At 61.8% G+C, this 12997-nt stretch carries 15 protein-coding genes; 9 read left to right on the top strand and 6 right to left on the bottom strand.

Features of this window, described 5'->3' with window-relative positions; genetic code table 11:
• Positions 1-55: 55 nt before the first annotated feature.
• From ACP15P_RS12105 to ACP15P_RS12120, 4 genes are all read left to right on the top strand, one after another.
• Complete coding sequence (locus ACP15P_RS12105; protein ID WP_424928725.1) at positions 56-994, top strand: nucleoside hydrolase; 939 nt, start codon at positions 56-58, stop codon at positions 992-994.
• Positions 995-1377: 383 nt separating this feature from the next.
• Complete coding sequence (rsfS, locus tag ACP15P_RS12110) at positions 1378-1818, top strand: ribosome silencing factor (protein ID WP_424928726.1); 441 nt, start codon at positions 1378-1380, stop codon at positions 1816-1818.
• A 9-nt stretch (positions 1819-1827) separates the two neighbouring features.
• Complete coding sequence (gene rlmH, locus ACP15P_RS12115; protein ID WP_424928727.1) at positions 1828-2298, top strand: 23S rRNA (pseudouridine(1915)-N(3))-methyltransferase RlmH; 471 nt, start codon at positions 1828-1830, stop codon at positions 2296-2298.
• A gap of 175 nt (positions 2299-2473) precedes the next feature.
• Entirely contained in the window at positions 2474-2842 is a 369-nt protein-coding gene (locus tag ACP15P_RS12120) for a hypothetical protein (RefSeq protein ID WP_424928728.1), read from the top strand.
• A 92-nt stretch (positions 2843-2934) separates the two neighbouring features.
• Here the strand turns inward: ACP15P_RS12120 and ACP15P_RS12125 are convergent, their stop codons facing one another.
• Genes ACP15P_RS12125 through petA form a run of 3 tightly spaced genes read right to left on the bottom strand, consistent with a single transcriptional unit; the run spans position 2935 to position 5623 of the window.
• Complete coding sequence (locus tag ACP15P_RS12125; protein WP_424928729.1) at positions 2935-3723, bottom strand: cytochrome c1; 789 nt, start codon at positions 3721-3723, stop codon at positions 2935-2937.
• Positions 3724-3743: 20 nt separating this feature from the next.
• The gene (locus ACP15P_RS12130) at positions 3744-5048 is read right to left on the bottom strand and encodes a cytochrome b (protein ID WP_424928730.1); all 1305 of its coding nucleotides are present in this window, start codon (positions 5046-5048) and stop codon (positions 3744-3746) included.
• Positions 5049-5062: 14 nt separating this feature from the next.
• Positions 5063-5623 (bottom strand): ubiquinol-cytochrome c reductase iron-sulfur subunit, encoded by a 561-nt coding sequence (gene petA / locus ACP15P_RS12135; protein WP_424928731.1) that lies wholly within the window; start codon positions 5621-5623, stop codon positions 5063-5065.
• Between the two features lie 155 nt (positions 5624-5778).
• Between petA and ACP15P_RS12140 the strand changes: the two genes are divergently transcribed.
• Positions 5779-6237 carry a tRNA (cytidine(34)-2'-O)-methyltransferase gene (locus ACP15P_RS12140; protein WP_424928732.1) on the top strand — a complete coding sequence of 153 codons (459 nt, stop codon included), beginning with the start codon at positions 5779-5781 and terminating at the stop codon, positions 6235-6237.
• Here the strand turns inward: ACP15P_RS12140 and ACP15P_RS12145 are convergent.
• Both ACP15P_RS12145 and ACP15P_RS12150 read right to left on the bottom strand, forming a co-directional pair.
• Positions 6208-7128 (bottom strand): DMT family transporter, encoded by a 921-nt coding sequence (locus tag ACP15P_RS12145; protein WP_424928733.1) that lies wholly within the window; start codon positions 7126-7128, stop codon positions 6208-6210. The genes ACP15P_RS12140 and ACP15P_RS12145 overlap by 30 nt on opposite strands.
• A gap of 24 nt (positions 7129-7152) precedes the next feature.
• The gene (locus tag ACP15P_RS12150) at positions 7153-8373 is read right to left on the bottom strand and encodes a multidrug effflux MFS transporter (RefSeq protein WP_424928734.1); all 1221 of its coding nucleotides are present in this window, start codon (positions 8371-8373) and stop codon (positions 7153-7155) included.
• A 270-nt stretch (positions 8374-8643) separates the two neighbouring features.
• Here ACP15P_RS12150 and aroC point away from each other — a divergent pair, with 270 nt between their 5' ends.
• The 3 genes from aroC (at position 8644) to ACP15P_RS12165 (ending at position 11174) form a co-directional block, all read left to right on the top strand.
• Positions 8644-9744 (top strand): chorismate synthase, encoded by a 1101-nt coding sequence (gene aroC, locus ACP15P_RS12155; protein WP_424928735.1) that lies wholly within the window; start codon positions 8644-8646, stop codon positions 9742-9744.
• 107 nt (positions 9745-9851) lie between these two features.
• Positions 9852-10409, top strand: coding sequence for a lipid-binding SYLF domain-containing protein (locus tag ACP15P_RS12160; protein ID WP_424928736.1), 558 nt, complete (start codon positions 9852-9854; stop codon positions 10407-10409).
• A gap of 57 nt (positions 10410-10466) precedes the next feature.
• The gene (locus tag ACP15P_RS12165) at positions 10467-11174 is read left to right on the top strand and encodes a haloacid dehalogenase type II (protein WP_424928737.1); all 708 of its coding nucleotides are present in this window, start codon (positions 10467-10469) and stop codon (positions 11172-11174) included.
• A 12-nt stretch (positions 11175-11186) separates the two neighbouring features.
• Here ACP15P_RS12165 and ACP15P_RS12170 read toward each other — a convergent pair whose 3' ends face one another.
• Positions 11187-12398 (bottom strand): class I SAM-dependent RNA methyltransferase, encoded by a 1212-nt coding sequence (locus ACP15P_RS12170; RefSeq protein WP_424928738.1) that lies wholly within the window; start codon positions 12396-12398, stop codon positions 11187-11189.
• Positions 12399-12493: 95 nt separating this feature from the next.
• On the opposite strand from ACP15P_RS12170, the gene ACP15P_RS12175 reads away from it, so the two are divergent.
• A complete protein-coding gene (locus ACP15P_RS12175) occupies positions 12494-12985 on the top strand; it encodes a VOC family protein (RefSeq protein WP_424928739.1) in 492 nt (163 codons plus the stop codon).
• The last annotated feature ends 12 nt before the right edge of the window (positions 12986-12997 follow it).

Here is a 12997-nt window from a genome sequence, read left to right on the forward strand (position 1 = left end):
CGGCCGGTTCGCACGGCGCTTGCAAGTCATTTGCACTTGTGGTCTTGAACGCCAAATGACCACTACAAAAATCATCATAGACACCGATCCCGGACAGGACGACGCCGTCGCGATCCTGCTCGCACTGACAAGTCCGGAGATCGAGGTTCTCGGCATCACCGCCGTTGCCGGCAACGTGCCCCTGCCCCTGACGACCCTGAACGCGCTCAAATGCTGTGAACTCGCCGGTCGTCCCGACATCCCCGTTTATGCCGGTGCCGCGGCCCCTCTCGTGCGCCCCCTCATAACAGCGGAAGAGGTCCACGGCCGCACCGGTCTCGACGGCCCCGACCTGCCGGAGCCGTCCATGGCACTCCAGGACGGACACGCGGTCGATTTCATCATCGACACGCTGCGCCGCGAAGATCCCGGCACCGTCACGCTCTGCACCCTCGGCCCCCTGACCAATATCGCACTGGCCTTCAGCAAAGCACCCGACATCAAACCGCGCGTAAAACAGATCGTCGCCATGGGCGGCGGCGCCTTCGAGGGCGGCAACACCACACCGGTCGCCGAATTTAACATTCTGGTCGACCCCCACGCGGCGCAGGCCGTCCTGCAATCCGGCATCCCCGTGGTCATGATGCCGCTCGACGTCACCCATAAATGCCTGACAAAAAGGTCACGGATCCAAAAATACCGCGACCTCAACACCCGGGTCGGTGAGGCCGTGGCCCTTATGCTCGAGTATTTTGAGCGCTTCGATGAAAGCAAATACGGCTCCGACGGCGGCCCGCTGCACGATCCCACTGTCATCGCCTGGCTCCTGAGGCCGGAGATTTTTGGTGGCCGCGACATCAACGTCGAGGTCGAAACCGGTTCTGAACTCACAATGGGCCAGACCGTCGCCGACTGGTGGGGCGTCACGGACCGCCCCAAAAACGTCCACTTCGTCCGTGATGTGGATGACGACGCGTTTTTTGACCTCCTGATCGAGAGGATCGGCACTCTTTAAACTTCCTTGTGATGAATGTCACAGAATCGTCCCGGTTTTTGCCGCATAACGTGCTTACTGAGTGACGATTGTAAGTTTAACGAGTATCGCACCCCAGCCGCCGTCCCGGATTTTTCCTCGGTCCGGGACGGCACAAAATACCGAAATTCGAGGCCGGCCCGCCGCGCGGTGCCCCACGTGCGGCGGGCCCGGTTTCGATTCGTTAACCACGACGTGCAGCGGCCTCGGAAAAACTTCCAAGCGTTTACAGTCTGTTAAGCACGCAGCCCACTGCCATTCACAAAACTTTACCAATTTCCAGGCAGTGTTAACGATGAGCCTTCTTGAGACGAAAGGCCCAATGAACTATATTTTAACCCTGTAGCCCTGTTCCGGGCTCGTAATTGGAGGTTACACAGCTGTCTCAGCACACTACGACGGTTGATCCCGTCACATCGGATCAGGCAGGCCGTCCTGCTTCCGAACAAACCGACAGCGGGACACTGCTGTCAACAATCCTGGCCTCACTTGATGACGACCAGGCCATTGATGTCACGACAATTCCACTTGCCGGAAAATCGGACATGGCGGATCACATGGTGATCGCCTCCGGTCGTTCCTCACGTCAGGTGGCATCCATCTCCGAAAAACTTGTCGACCGTCTGAAGCATGATCACGCGATCATTGCGCGGACCGAGGGCAAGGATACCGGGGACTGGGTTCTTCTGGATGCGGGCGACGTGATCGTTCACGTGTTCCGTCCCGAGGTGCGCGAGTTCTATGCGCTCGAAAAAATGTGGCAGCCAGAGGCCAAAACCGGCCGCAAGCCGGCTCCGCTCGCCTGAGCCTGACACTTGCGCCTGACACTTGTCGTCGTGGGCCGGCTGCGTTCCGGGCCCGAGGCGGATCTGGTCGATGACTATCTGACCAGGTTTGACCGCACCGGAAAACCGTCCGGCCTTGGACCGTCAAAGGTTGTCGAGGTTGAGAACAAACGCGGTGGCGGATCAGGGGCCGAAGCCGACCTGATCCTGAATGCCATCCCCAAAGGCGCCACCGTAGTGGCCCTTGACGAGCGTGGACGAACGCTCACCTCTCCTGATTTTGCTCAAAAACTCCAGTCCTGGGCCGATACCGGCACACGCGACCTCGCGCTCATCATTGGCGGCGCGGACGGTCTGACCAACGTCGTGCGCGACAGGGCCGATTTCCTCCTCTCCTTTGGCAAAATGGTCTGGCCCCACATGCTGGTCCGCGTCATGCTCTCCGAACAGCTCTACCGCGCCGCATCCATCCTCTCCGGCGGCCCCTACCACCGTAATTGATCCCGTTGTCTTGCAAAGGATTCCCTGCACGGAGCTGCGGCATAGCCTTGCCTTCCGCATCAGGAGGGGAAGGCTAATACAACCAGGACAATACTGGTTCATTACTGATACATTATTTCAGAAAACGGGAATTTTATGTTATAAATATAAATTGAATTTATTTATGGAGTCAGTAATGGCTTATTTTTCAACAAAATTGACGGCGATCTGGACCACTGTAGTACTGCTTCTCTCCGCCACAATTACGGCCAACGCCACACCAACCTGCGGTCACCTGCATTCTCACCTCCCGGAAAACATGACGCCAACCGCCCTTTCACCCGGCGCGGTCTCGGACATCCCGATGATCGAACTGGTGCTCACTGCCTGTCAGAAAGAGCAATGCCAGGAGTTCTCTCTCTTCTACGATCCCTACCGAATTTCCCTGATGACCTGCATGATCGTCGGCCAACAGGAGGCCGCCCGTTGGAAGGCCTCCCACCCAAAATGGGAGATCAAACGCTGGTCCTGCCGCCTCAGCCTCCCCGGTGAGGAACACGTCTGACAAACCACGCCGGTCAAAAAGACACGGCCGCAACGAAAAAGGGCGAACCCGTCGGTCCGCCCCTCAATCTTGATCCTGCCTGAACCTTCAGGTCAGTGTTCTTTGCCCTTATGCGGCGCCCAAAGCTTCTTGTTGGTGAAGTAGAGCAACACGGTCAGGATCGTCAGGAAAAGAACCGCGGTGAGACCACCGGCCTTGCGATTCATCATCTTGGGCTCCGCCGTCCACATCAGGAACGCGGACACGTCCTTCGCCATCTGCTCCTCCGTCGCCGGAGTGCCGTCCTCGTATTCCACGAGATCCGGCATCAGAACCGGGTTCATGGCCATCAGACCGCCATACGCCGTGTTCTCATACAGAACCACACCGGCCTGCTCCTCTTCATGGCCGGTAAAGCCAAGGAGCATGGAGGCGATGTATTCCGGACCACCCATACCGCGAACCAGCTGGTTGATACCGGTGCCGGCCGGGCCGTGGAAGCCGGCGCGGGCTTTCGCCATCAGCGTCAGATCCGGCGCGTTGGACAGGGCAGACTCACCAAACTTGTCCGTCGGTGTCGCCGGCCGGAAATCGTCGAGTTCCGGGTCAAACACCTCGAACTGCGCGGCATAGGCCCGCATCTGGTCCTCATCCATCGCAGGCCCACCATCATCCGACAGGTTGCGGTAGCTGAGGAATTTCAGACCGTGACAGGCCGCGCAAACCTCGGTGTAGACCTGTAGACCACGCTGAAGCTGCGCCTGGTCGTAACTTCCGAACGGACCCTCAAACGAGAAGCTGTAGTCCGTGACGTGGGCTTCCCCGTCTCCCGCGGCGAGAGCCTGCCCGCCAACCAGAAGGCCAAGAGCGGCCAGACCGGAGAAAACGGTAGTCTTAATCATGTTTCCCATTTCCCCGCTCCTTATTCAGCCGGAGTCGCGGCACCGGATGATGCCTTTTCGCCGTAATGCGCCTTGAAGTCCGCCTCGATCGTTTCCGGCTGCTCCAGGGGCCGTTCAAACAGACCCAGCAGAGGCAGGATGATCAGGAAGTAGGAGAACCAGTAGAGCGTTCCGATCTGCGAGATGATGACGAAGGGCTGCTCAGCCGGCATCGCGCCACACCACATCAGCAGGAAGAAATCGAACACCAGGATCCAGAACCAGACCTTGAAGCGCGGACGGTAGCGGCCCGAACGCACCCGGCTCGTATCCAGCCACGGCACCAGGAACATCACGATGATCGATCCGAACATGGCGATCACGCCGCCGAGCTTGGAGTTGATGAACAGGATGTCAAAGGTGATGGCACGCAGCATCGCATAGAACGGCAGGAAGTACCATTCGGGCACGATATGCGCCGGCGTCTGGAGCGCGTTAGCCTCAATATAGTTGTCCGGGTGGCCAAGGAAGTTCGGCATAAAGCCAACCAGCGCTGCGAAAATCACGAGGATCAACATCAGCGCGAACAGGTCCTTGATCACAAAATACGGCCAGAACGGCAGCGTATCCTTCGCCGCGTCCGCCTTGGACGTACGCCGCACCTCAACACCGGTCGGGTTGTTGTTGCCCGTGGTGTGGAAAGCCCAGATGTGAACCGCAACCAGCGCCGCAATCACGAAGGGCAGCAGGTAATGCAGCGAGAAAAACCGCGTCAGCGTCGCGTTATCAACGGCCGGTCCACCCAGAAGCCAGGTCTGAATGCTCTCACCGACGAGCGGGATCGCACCAAACAGACCGGTGATAACCGTCGCACCCCAGAAGGACATCTGACCCCAGGGCAGAACGTAGCCCATAAAGCCCGTGGCCATCATTAGAAGGAATATGAGCATCCCGATGATCCAGGTGATCTCACGCGGCGCCTTGTAGGAACCGTAGTACAGGCCCCTGAAAATATGGGCATAAACCGCGATGAAGAACAGCGAGGCGCCGTTCATGTGCAGATAGCGCAGCGCCCATCCGCCGTTCACGTCGCGCATGATGTGCTCAACGGAGGAGAAGGCCAGCGTGGTGTCCGGCGTGTAGTGCATGACCAGCGTGATGCCGGTGATGATCTGCAGTGCCAGACAGAATGTCAAAACGATGCCCCAGATCCACATCCAGTTCAGGTTCTTCGGCGTCGGGATCGTCAGGGTCGAGACCACCAGCCCAATAATCGGCAGACGGCTCTCAACCCATTTTTCCGGAGCTGTCTTCGGCTCGTAATGATCGTGCGGAATTCCACTCATGTCCTGTACCTCCCTCAGCCCAGCTCAATCACGGTGTCGGATACAAACCGTGCAAGCGGAATGTGCAGGTTCTCCGGCGCCGGGCCTTTGCGGATGCGACCCGCAGTGTCGTAATGCGATCCGTGGCAGGGGCAGAACCAACCGTCAAAATCACCCGCGTCACCCAGAGGCACACAGCCCAGGTGCGTACACACGCCAACCATGACCAGCCATTCGCCCGTTTCGTCCAGAGCGCGGTTCTGGTCCTCGGCATCGGCATCGGCGGCAATGTTCGGGTTGCGGGACAGCCCGTCCTTCAGCTCGGCCATCGGCACCTCGCGGGCCTCCTCGATCTCGGCTTCCGTTCTGCGACGGATAAAAACCGGCTTGCCGAGGAACTTGACCGTAAGCTGGCTGCCCGGCTCAACACTGGACACGTCCACCTGGATCGAGGCCAGGGCCTGCACATCCGCGCTGGGGTTCATCTGGTTGATCAGCGGCCAAACCGCAGCACCAGCTGTCACTGCGCCGGCCGCTCCGGTTGCTACATACAGGAAGTCCCTACGGGTGCCGCCTTGGTCTTCAACGTGGGCCACGCACATTTCTCCTTGCCTAAGCCCCTTGCAAAGGGCGCGGGTCGATACGGGGCCAAAGAGGGAATTGGCCCGGATTTTGAATTGGTTTAATCACTTCTGCGCCATTGGTCCAGCCGGGATCAACAGTGTTTGGTGGCCTGGAGGGGATTTAAACCGTGACTATTGCACTTGCGGCATACCAGCCCGACATCGCGCCCAATCTTGGCGCCATGATTCGCCTCGCCAGCTGTTTTGCCTCCGACCTCCATGTGATCGGCCCCTGCGGTTTCCCGATGTCCGACAAAGCGCTCCGCCGTGCCGCCATGGATTACGCGGGCAGCGTCGAAACCCGCCACCACAGCTCGTGGAACGCCTTCCTGGACGTCCCGCCCTCCGGACGGCTTGTGCTCATGACCACACGCGGGGCAACACCCCTGTGGGATTTCAGCTTTGAGCCCACCGACATCGTCGTCATGGGTCGCGAATCCGCCGGGGTTCCGGATGAGGTCCACGACCGCGCCGATGCACGCATACTGATTCCCATGCCCGGCGGCGGACGCAGCCTCAATGTCGCAACCGCAGCGGGCATCGCCCTGGCCGAAGCCTCACGGCAGCTCAGACCCGGCCACGTTTGAGGCCGCCGCCCGCTCGCGCAAAATCGCCAGCAGAACAATCCCCGCCACCACCATCGCGGCGCCAAGGATCGCAACGAGGTCGGGCAGAACGCCAAAAACCCCAAAATCATAGAGCGCTGCAAACACCAGCGTCGAATAGATCGCGGGCATGACATGGCTCGCCTGCCCCCGCTTCATCGCCTGAATGAACAGCGACTGCGCGCAGATCATCGCAAACCCGAGACAGGCCAGCAGACGCCACTGCTCCGCACTCGGCGGATGCCAGACGAAACTGGCCGCCGTAATCGCGATAATCGCGCCCATACCGTTATTAATCAGCAAAATCCGCACCGGCGGCTCGCCCGCATTGGTCAGCCGCTTGATGATAACAGCCTCAACGCCCATCAGCACTGCCGCCGCCAGAGCAATCAAAGCGGCCGGCTGAAACGCATCCGTCCCCGGCCGGATCAGCACCATCGCCCCAATCAGCGCCAGGCCCGCCGCCGCCAGCCTGCGCGGCCCAATGTTCTCACCCAGCAGCAAAATGGCCAGACCCATCGTCACCAGCGGATTGAGGAACGTAATCGCCGTCGCGTCCGCCAGCGGCATGCGCGATGCCGCGGCAAACATGCAGGTCACGCCAAGCCACCCGGAGGCTGACCGCGCGAGATGCGATCCCCAGAGAGCCCCCTGAAATCCTGGCCGCGCAAACAGCGCAAATGTTGATATGGCCAGGAAGGCAAACCCAAACCGCCCCGCGCTGATCTGAAGCGGATGCAACGGCTCACCGCCCACACCCACGCCCAGCGCCTTGGCAATCAGCGACGTCACCGCCACCAGCGCCCCGGCACCCGCCATCAGCGCAATGGCCAGAACCGGCCGTTGCGCGGGTATCCCGTCCGCAGGCATCATCCCGTCACAACCACGCGAAACATGTCAGTGCGGCAACTCAACCGGCTCGTCCTCTGACACGCCAAACAGCCGGCCTTTCTCAGTGATCATCACGAGAAGCAGACACCCAAGGCCACAGGCCGCAAACCCCATGAGCAGAGGCCCGCTCGTACCGTCAAACAAATGCCCGATATAGCCACCAAACGCCGCCGCCATCATCGTGGTCACCGACCCGATAAACGAGGACGCCGTCCCGGCAATATCAGCCATCGGCTCCATGGCCAGCGCGTTCAGGTTCGGCATCAGAACCCCGAAGAAGAAGAAATTCAGCCCGATCAGCACCGCGAACCCGGCCACCGGCGGCGCACCCACCGTCCAGAACAGCCCCACATGAACGAGCGCCACGGTCACAAAACCCAGGATCGCGAAATGGGACATGCGCCGCATGCCAATCCGCTCCACCAGCCGGCTGTTGAAAATCGACGCCAGCATCATCGCGCAGGCGATGCTGCCGAACCAGAACGGGAACAGGCTGCCGGTTGCGTAGAAATCCTGAAACACCTGCTGCGCCGAGTTCACATACCCCATCAGGGCACCAAAGATGACGCCACCCGCAACCGTATAGCCCAGGGTCACCCGGTTGGTCGCGGCCTTGGCAATCGCCTTGCCAAGCGTACCCCAGGCCAGAGGCTTGCGCCGCTCTTCCGGCAGGGTCTCGGGGAGCGATACGACCATCCAAACGTAAGCCGAAACGCCCGCCACAAACAAAAGCCCAAAAATCAGCCGCCAGCTGCCCACCGCCAGCACGGCGGTCCCGACCAGCGGCGCAATCGCCGGGATCATGATGAAAATCATCATCACAAAGGACATGACCTTCGCCATTTCACGTCCGCCATAAATGTCCCGAATGATCGCCGTACTGACAATCCGCGCCGCCGCACAGCCAAACCCCTGCAAAAACCGCGCGAACAGAAACCAGCCAAAGGCCCCCAGGAACGGCGCGGCCACCGTCGCAACACAGAACAGCGCAATCCCGGTCAGCAACACCCGCTTCCGCCCGAAACTGTCCGACAACGGACCATAGAGGATCTGCCCAAAGGCAAAACCGAACATGTAGGACGAGATCGTCTGCTGCTGCTGGTTGCCATCCCCCAGCGCGAACGCCTGCTGGATCTGCGGCAACGCGGGCAGCATCACGTCAATGGACATTGCCGTCAGCCCCATAAGAAGAGCCATCATGGCGACGAATACCGGAAACGCAGGCACGGGCCGCGCCGTCGGGGCGGACGAAGGTTGGGACATGAAAACCAATGTAATCTGGATAAAAGGCTGAATTGCCTGCGCCTGAGTAACACCATCCCCGCCAAACATCCATGCCTCCGGCGAAAAAAGCGAAACGAAACCGTTCAGAAGGTGGAAACACACTGTCTCGGCACCGCCCCTCCCGCCGCTGTTTTCGCATGACCTCAACGCCCCTGGGGCTTCCACCTGCCGCCCGACCGGAGTAAGGAACCCCGGCAACCGGAGTGGATTAATATGTCGTTCAATACATTCGGCCGCCTGTTCCAGGTCACGACCTGGGGTGAAAGCCACGGACCAGCCCTTGGCGCAACCGTCGACGGCTGTCCGCCGGGCGTTGCCCTGACCGAAGACGACATCCAGCCCTGGCTTGATGCCCGCAAACCGGGGCAGAACAAATACACCACCCAGCGTCGGGAGCCCGACCAGGTCGAAATTCTCTCCGGCACCTTCGAGGGCAAAACCACCGGCACGCCCATTCAGCTGATGATCCGCAACACGGACCAGCGCTCGAAAGACTATGGCGACATCGTCCAGAAGTTCCGCCCCGGCCACGCTGACATCACCTATTACCAGAAATACGGCATCCGCGACCACCGCGGCGGCGGCCGCTCGTCGGCCCGCGAAACCGCCACCCGCGTCGCCGCCGGTGGCATCGCCCGCAAGGTACTGGCGGATATCCTGCCCCACCTCAAAATCCGCGGCGCAATGGTCCAGATGGGCGCCACCGCCATCAACCGCGACGCCTGGGACTGGGACATCATCCGCGACAACCCCTTCTGGTGCCCCGACGCCACGACGGCGGAAACCTGGGCCAATGAGCTCGACGCCCTGCGCAAATCCGGCAACTCGGTGGGCGCCATTATCGAGGTTCAGGCCGCCGGTGTTCCCGCAGGCCTTGGCGCACCTGTTTACGCCAAATTCGACAGCGACCTTGCCTGCGCCCTCATGACCATCAACGCGGTCAAGGGCGTCGAGATTGGCGCGGGCATGTCCGCCGCCATGCTCACCGGCGTCGACAATGCCGATGAAATCAGCATGGGCGAAACCGGTCCCGAGTTTTCCTCCAACCACGCGGGCGGCGTCCTCGGCGGCATCACCACCGGCCAGGACATCATCGCCCGCTTCGCCGTGAAACCCACCTCCTCGATCCTCTCCACCCGGAAAACCATCACCATCTCCGGCGAAAACACCGAGATCGTCACCAAAGGCCGCCACGACCCCTGCGTCGGCATCCGCGCCGTTCCCGTGGGCGAAGCCATGCTCGCCTGCACCATCCTCGACCACTACCTCCTGCACCGGGGCCAGATCGGCGAGAACCAGGGGCGGATCGGGTAATCACCGCCCGGCTTGTGCTTTACACAGGCGGGCATTATCGAAGAAATAAGACCCTACAGGCGGGGGCGATCCAGCATTCCCCGATCCCACAACGAGGACCAAAAACAATGACTGGCAAATTTTCGAGACGTTCCGCACTGGCCGGTTTGGCCCTTCTTGCCGCAGCCCTCACCGCGCCCGCCGCCGAGGCCGACACGGCGGCGGAAATCGACGCCAAGGCGAACCTCGCGCTGAACTCGCTCCTCGCCAATTCCGAAACCGCCCAGGCCATCAACGAAAAGGCCCTCGCGGTTCTCGTGTTCCCCGATGTGGTCAAGGCGGGCTTTGGTGTCGGCGGCCTCTATGGTGAGGGCGTGCTCATCCGTGATGGCGTCTCCGCAGGCTACTACAACGTCGCCGCCGCCTCCTTCGGCCTTCAGCTCGGCGCGCAGTCCTACTCCCAGTTCCTCTACTTCATGACCGAGGGCGCGCTGAACACCCTGACCTCCCGCAAGGGCTTCGAGATCGGCGGCGACGCCAATGTGGCCGTGGTCAATGAGGGCGTCAGCGCCGAGATCAGCTCGATGACCATCCAGGATCCGATCGTGGCCTTCGTGACCAGCCAGAAAGGCCTCATGGCCGGCGTCACGATCGAAGGCTCCAAAATCACCGAAATCGACCGCTAGGCAGCCGCAGGCAGGCCCGGCACACCCGGGCCGCCACCCCCTCCGGAGGACCCGTCCATGAAACCGCAAGCCCTGATTTTCGACGTTTTCGGAACGCTTGTGGACTGGCGCACCTCCGTTGACACCCATGTCACCGCCGCCTTCGCCAGCCATGGCGAGGACGTGGACGGGGCCGCCTTTGCCGATGCCTGGCGCGCCCGCTACCAGCCCGCGATGGAGGAAATCCGCGCCGGCCGCCGCGACTACACCGCCCTCGATGACCTGCACCGCGAAAACCTCATTGAGGTCCTCGGCAGTCAGGGCCACCACGGCATTTTCGAGCCTGACGAGATCATCCAACTGGCCCGCTGCTGGGAGGAACTCGACCCCTGGCCCAATACGGTGCGCTGCCTTCAGACCCTGAAGATCACCCACATCATTGCGCCCTGCTCAAACGGCTCCATCGCCCTGATGACCCGCCTCGCGAAATACGGCCGCCTGCCCTGGGACTGCATCCTCGGCGCCGACATCGCCCGGAACTACAAACCTCACGCTTCAGTCTATCACGCCGCCTGCCACGCCCTGCGCCTTGAGCCGGAGGCCGTGATGATGGTCGCATGCCACAATTCCGACCTTGCCGCCGCCAAGGCAAGCGGCCTGCAGACCGGGTTTTTCCCCCGGCCGACGGAACACGGACCGGACCAGACCAAAGACCTGGCGCCCGAGGGCGACTGGACCCTGTCCGCCGAAAGTCTTGAGGCCCTGACCGGAATGCTGATGGAATAAACCGCCGCCGGTTTAACGCACGAACTCCGCCACCATCTCCACGTGACCGGTCCAGATAAACTGGTCCACCGGCTGCACCCACCTGATCTCAAACCCCGCAACCACGAGGATTTTCGCATCCCGCGCGAACGACACCGGATCGCAGGAGACCATCGCCACCCGGCCAAGCTTTGACGCCGCAATCCGCTCCACCTGAGCCTGCGCCCCCGCCCTTGGTGGATCAACCACGGCCACGTCAAACCCGTCCAGTTCCGCCTCCAGCAGCGGCCTGCGAAACAGATCCCGCACCTCCGTCGTCACGCGTTTCAGCCCCGTTGCCCCGCGCCACCCGGCATCCAGCGCCCGGATGGAAGCCTTCAGCCCCTCAACCGCATGCACCTCGGCCCGCGCCGCGAGCGGCAGCGAAAACGTCCCACAGCCGGCAAACAGATCAACCACCCGCCTGGCATCCCAAGCAATGTCCAGCACCGCCTCCACGAGCGCCGCCTCGCCCTCCGCGGTCGCCTGCAAAAAACCTCCCGGTGGCGGCACGACCCGCGCCGCACCAAACTCCTGAAACGGCGCGCGCTCCTGCCAGACCGGTTCACCGTTCCAGACCAGCCGCGCCACCGGTCCTCCGGCAAACGTGCCAAGCCGCGCACGCAGGTCCACGTCCAACTCCCGCGCATCCTCCACCGACACATCCAGCCCGACCGGCGAGAGCAGAACCGACATGCGCACAGCGCGCGTCCGCGTCGCCGCCATCCGCGTCAGACCATCGAGGACCGGCAGGGCCTCCATGATCTCAGGCCGCAAAACCTGACAGTCCGGCACCGCCACCACCGTATCCGAGCGCCTTGCATGAAACCCGGTCGTTGCCGTCTTGCGTGTCCGCACACCGGTAAACACCGCCCGCCGCCGCGACGCGGGCGGTGAGGACAGGGCCGGCCGGATCTCCGTCTCAAGTCCATGCGCGCCCAGCGCACGCCGCACCACATCCGCCTTCCACTCCGCGAGAAACCCGTCACCCGCATGTTGCAGCGAACAGCCGCCACAGGAGCCAAAATGACGGCAGCGGGCCTTCACACGCACATCAGACGGCGTCACCAAAACGCCATCCGCAAGCCGCCCGTCCGCATCCGGCTCGCCGGACCAGACCTCACCGGGCAGGGAAAACGGAATGCGCACCCCGGCGGCCAAACCGTCGCCCTCGATCCCCAGTCGCTCCACGCGATGCTCAGTCATCCACCAGTTCCCTGAAACTCACCGTTTCCAAAAAACGCCTTTTTGCGCATTTGATCGGACATTATCCTTTCAATGACAACAAAAGGACAGTTCCGATGCAAACTCCCGTAGCACCCGAAACCCGGGTTGGCCACGTCCACCTGAAGGTCTCGGACCTTGAACGCGCAATTGCCTTCTATTCCGGTGTCCTCGGGTTTGAGGTCCAGGCCCGGTACGGCAATGAGGCCGCCTTCCTCGGTGCCGGTGGCTATCACCACCATATCGGCCTCAACACCTGGGAAAGCCTTGGCGCAACTCCGCCGCCCGCCGGGCATACCGGCCTCTTCCATACGGCATTTCTCTACCCCACCCGCGCCGATCTGGCCGACGCCCTGCGGCGGGTCAATGCCGCAGGCCACCGCCTCACCGGAGCCTCCGACCACGGCGTCTCCCAGGCGCTGTATCTCGATGACCCGGACCGCAACGGCGTCGAGCTTTACTGGGACCGCCCCGAGGCCGAATGGCCGCGCAACCCTGACGGCAGCCTCGCCATGTACACAAAACGGCTCGACCTGAACGACCTGCTGAAAGAGCCCAACACCGCGTGACCAGGGCCGCCC

Origin of the sequence: Amaricoccus tamworthensis (assembly GCF_049800875.1) — a bacterium.
GTDB lineage: Bacteria > Pseudomonadota > Alphaproteobacteria > Rhodobacterales > Rhodobacteraceae > Amaricoccus > Amaricoccus tamworthensis.

Bases quoted from the DNA above. Each gene is read 5' to 3' on its own strand.
- ACP15P_RS12125 (WP_424928729.1), bottom strand. From the start codon at position 3,723: ATGATTAAGACTACCGTTTTCTCCGGTCTGGCCGCTCTTGGCCTTCTG.
- ACP15P_RS12170 (WP_424928738.1), bottom strand. From the start codon at position 12,398: ATGACTGAGCATCGCGTGGAGCGACTGGGGATCGAGGGCGACGGTTTG.
- ACP15P_RS12120 (WP_424928728.1), top strand. From the start codon at position 2,474: ATGGCTTATTTTTCAACAAAATTGACGGCGATCTGGACCACTGTAGTA.
- ACP15P_RS12160 (WP_424928736.1), top strand. From the start codon at position 9,852: ATGACTGGCAAATTTTCGAGACGTTCCGCACTGGCCGGTTTGGCCCTT.
- ACP15P_RS12105 (WP_424928725.1), top strand. From the start codon at position 56: ATGACCACTACAAAAATCATCATAGACACCGATCCCGGACAGGACGAC.
- aroC (WP_424928735.1), top strand. From the start codon at position 8,644: ATGTCGTTCAATACATTCGGCCGCCTGTTCCAGGTCACGACCTGGGGT.
- ACP15P_RS12165 (WP_424928737.1), top strand. From the start codon at position 10,467: ATGAAACCGCAAGCCCTGATTTTCGACGTTTTCGGAACGCTTGTGGAC.
- ACP15P_RS12130 (WP_424928730.1), bottom strand. From the start codon at position 5,048: ATGAGTGGAATTCCGCACGATCATTACGAGCCGAAGACAGCTCCGGAA.
- ACP15P_RS12175 (WP_424928739.1), top strand. From the start codon at position 12,494: ATGCAAACTCCCGTAGCACCCGAAACCCGGGTTGGCCACGTCCACCTG.
- ACP15P_RS12145 (WP_424928733.1), bottom strand. From the start codon at position 7,128: ATGATGCCTGCGGACGGGATACCCGCGCAACGGCCGGTTCTGGCCATT.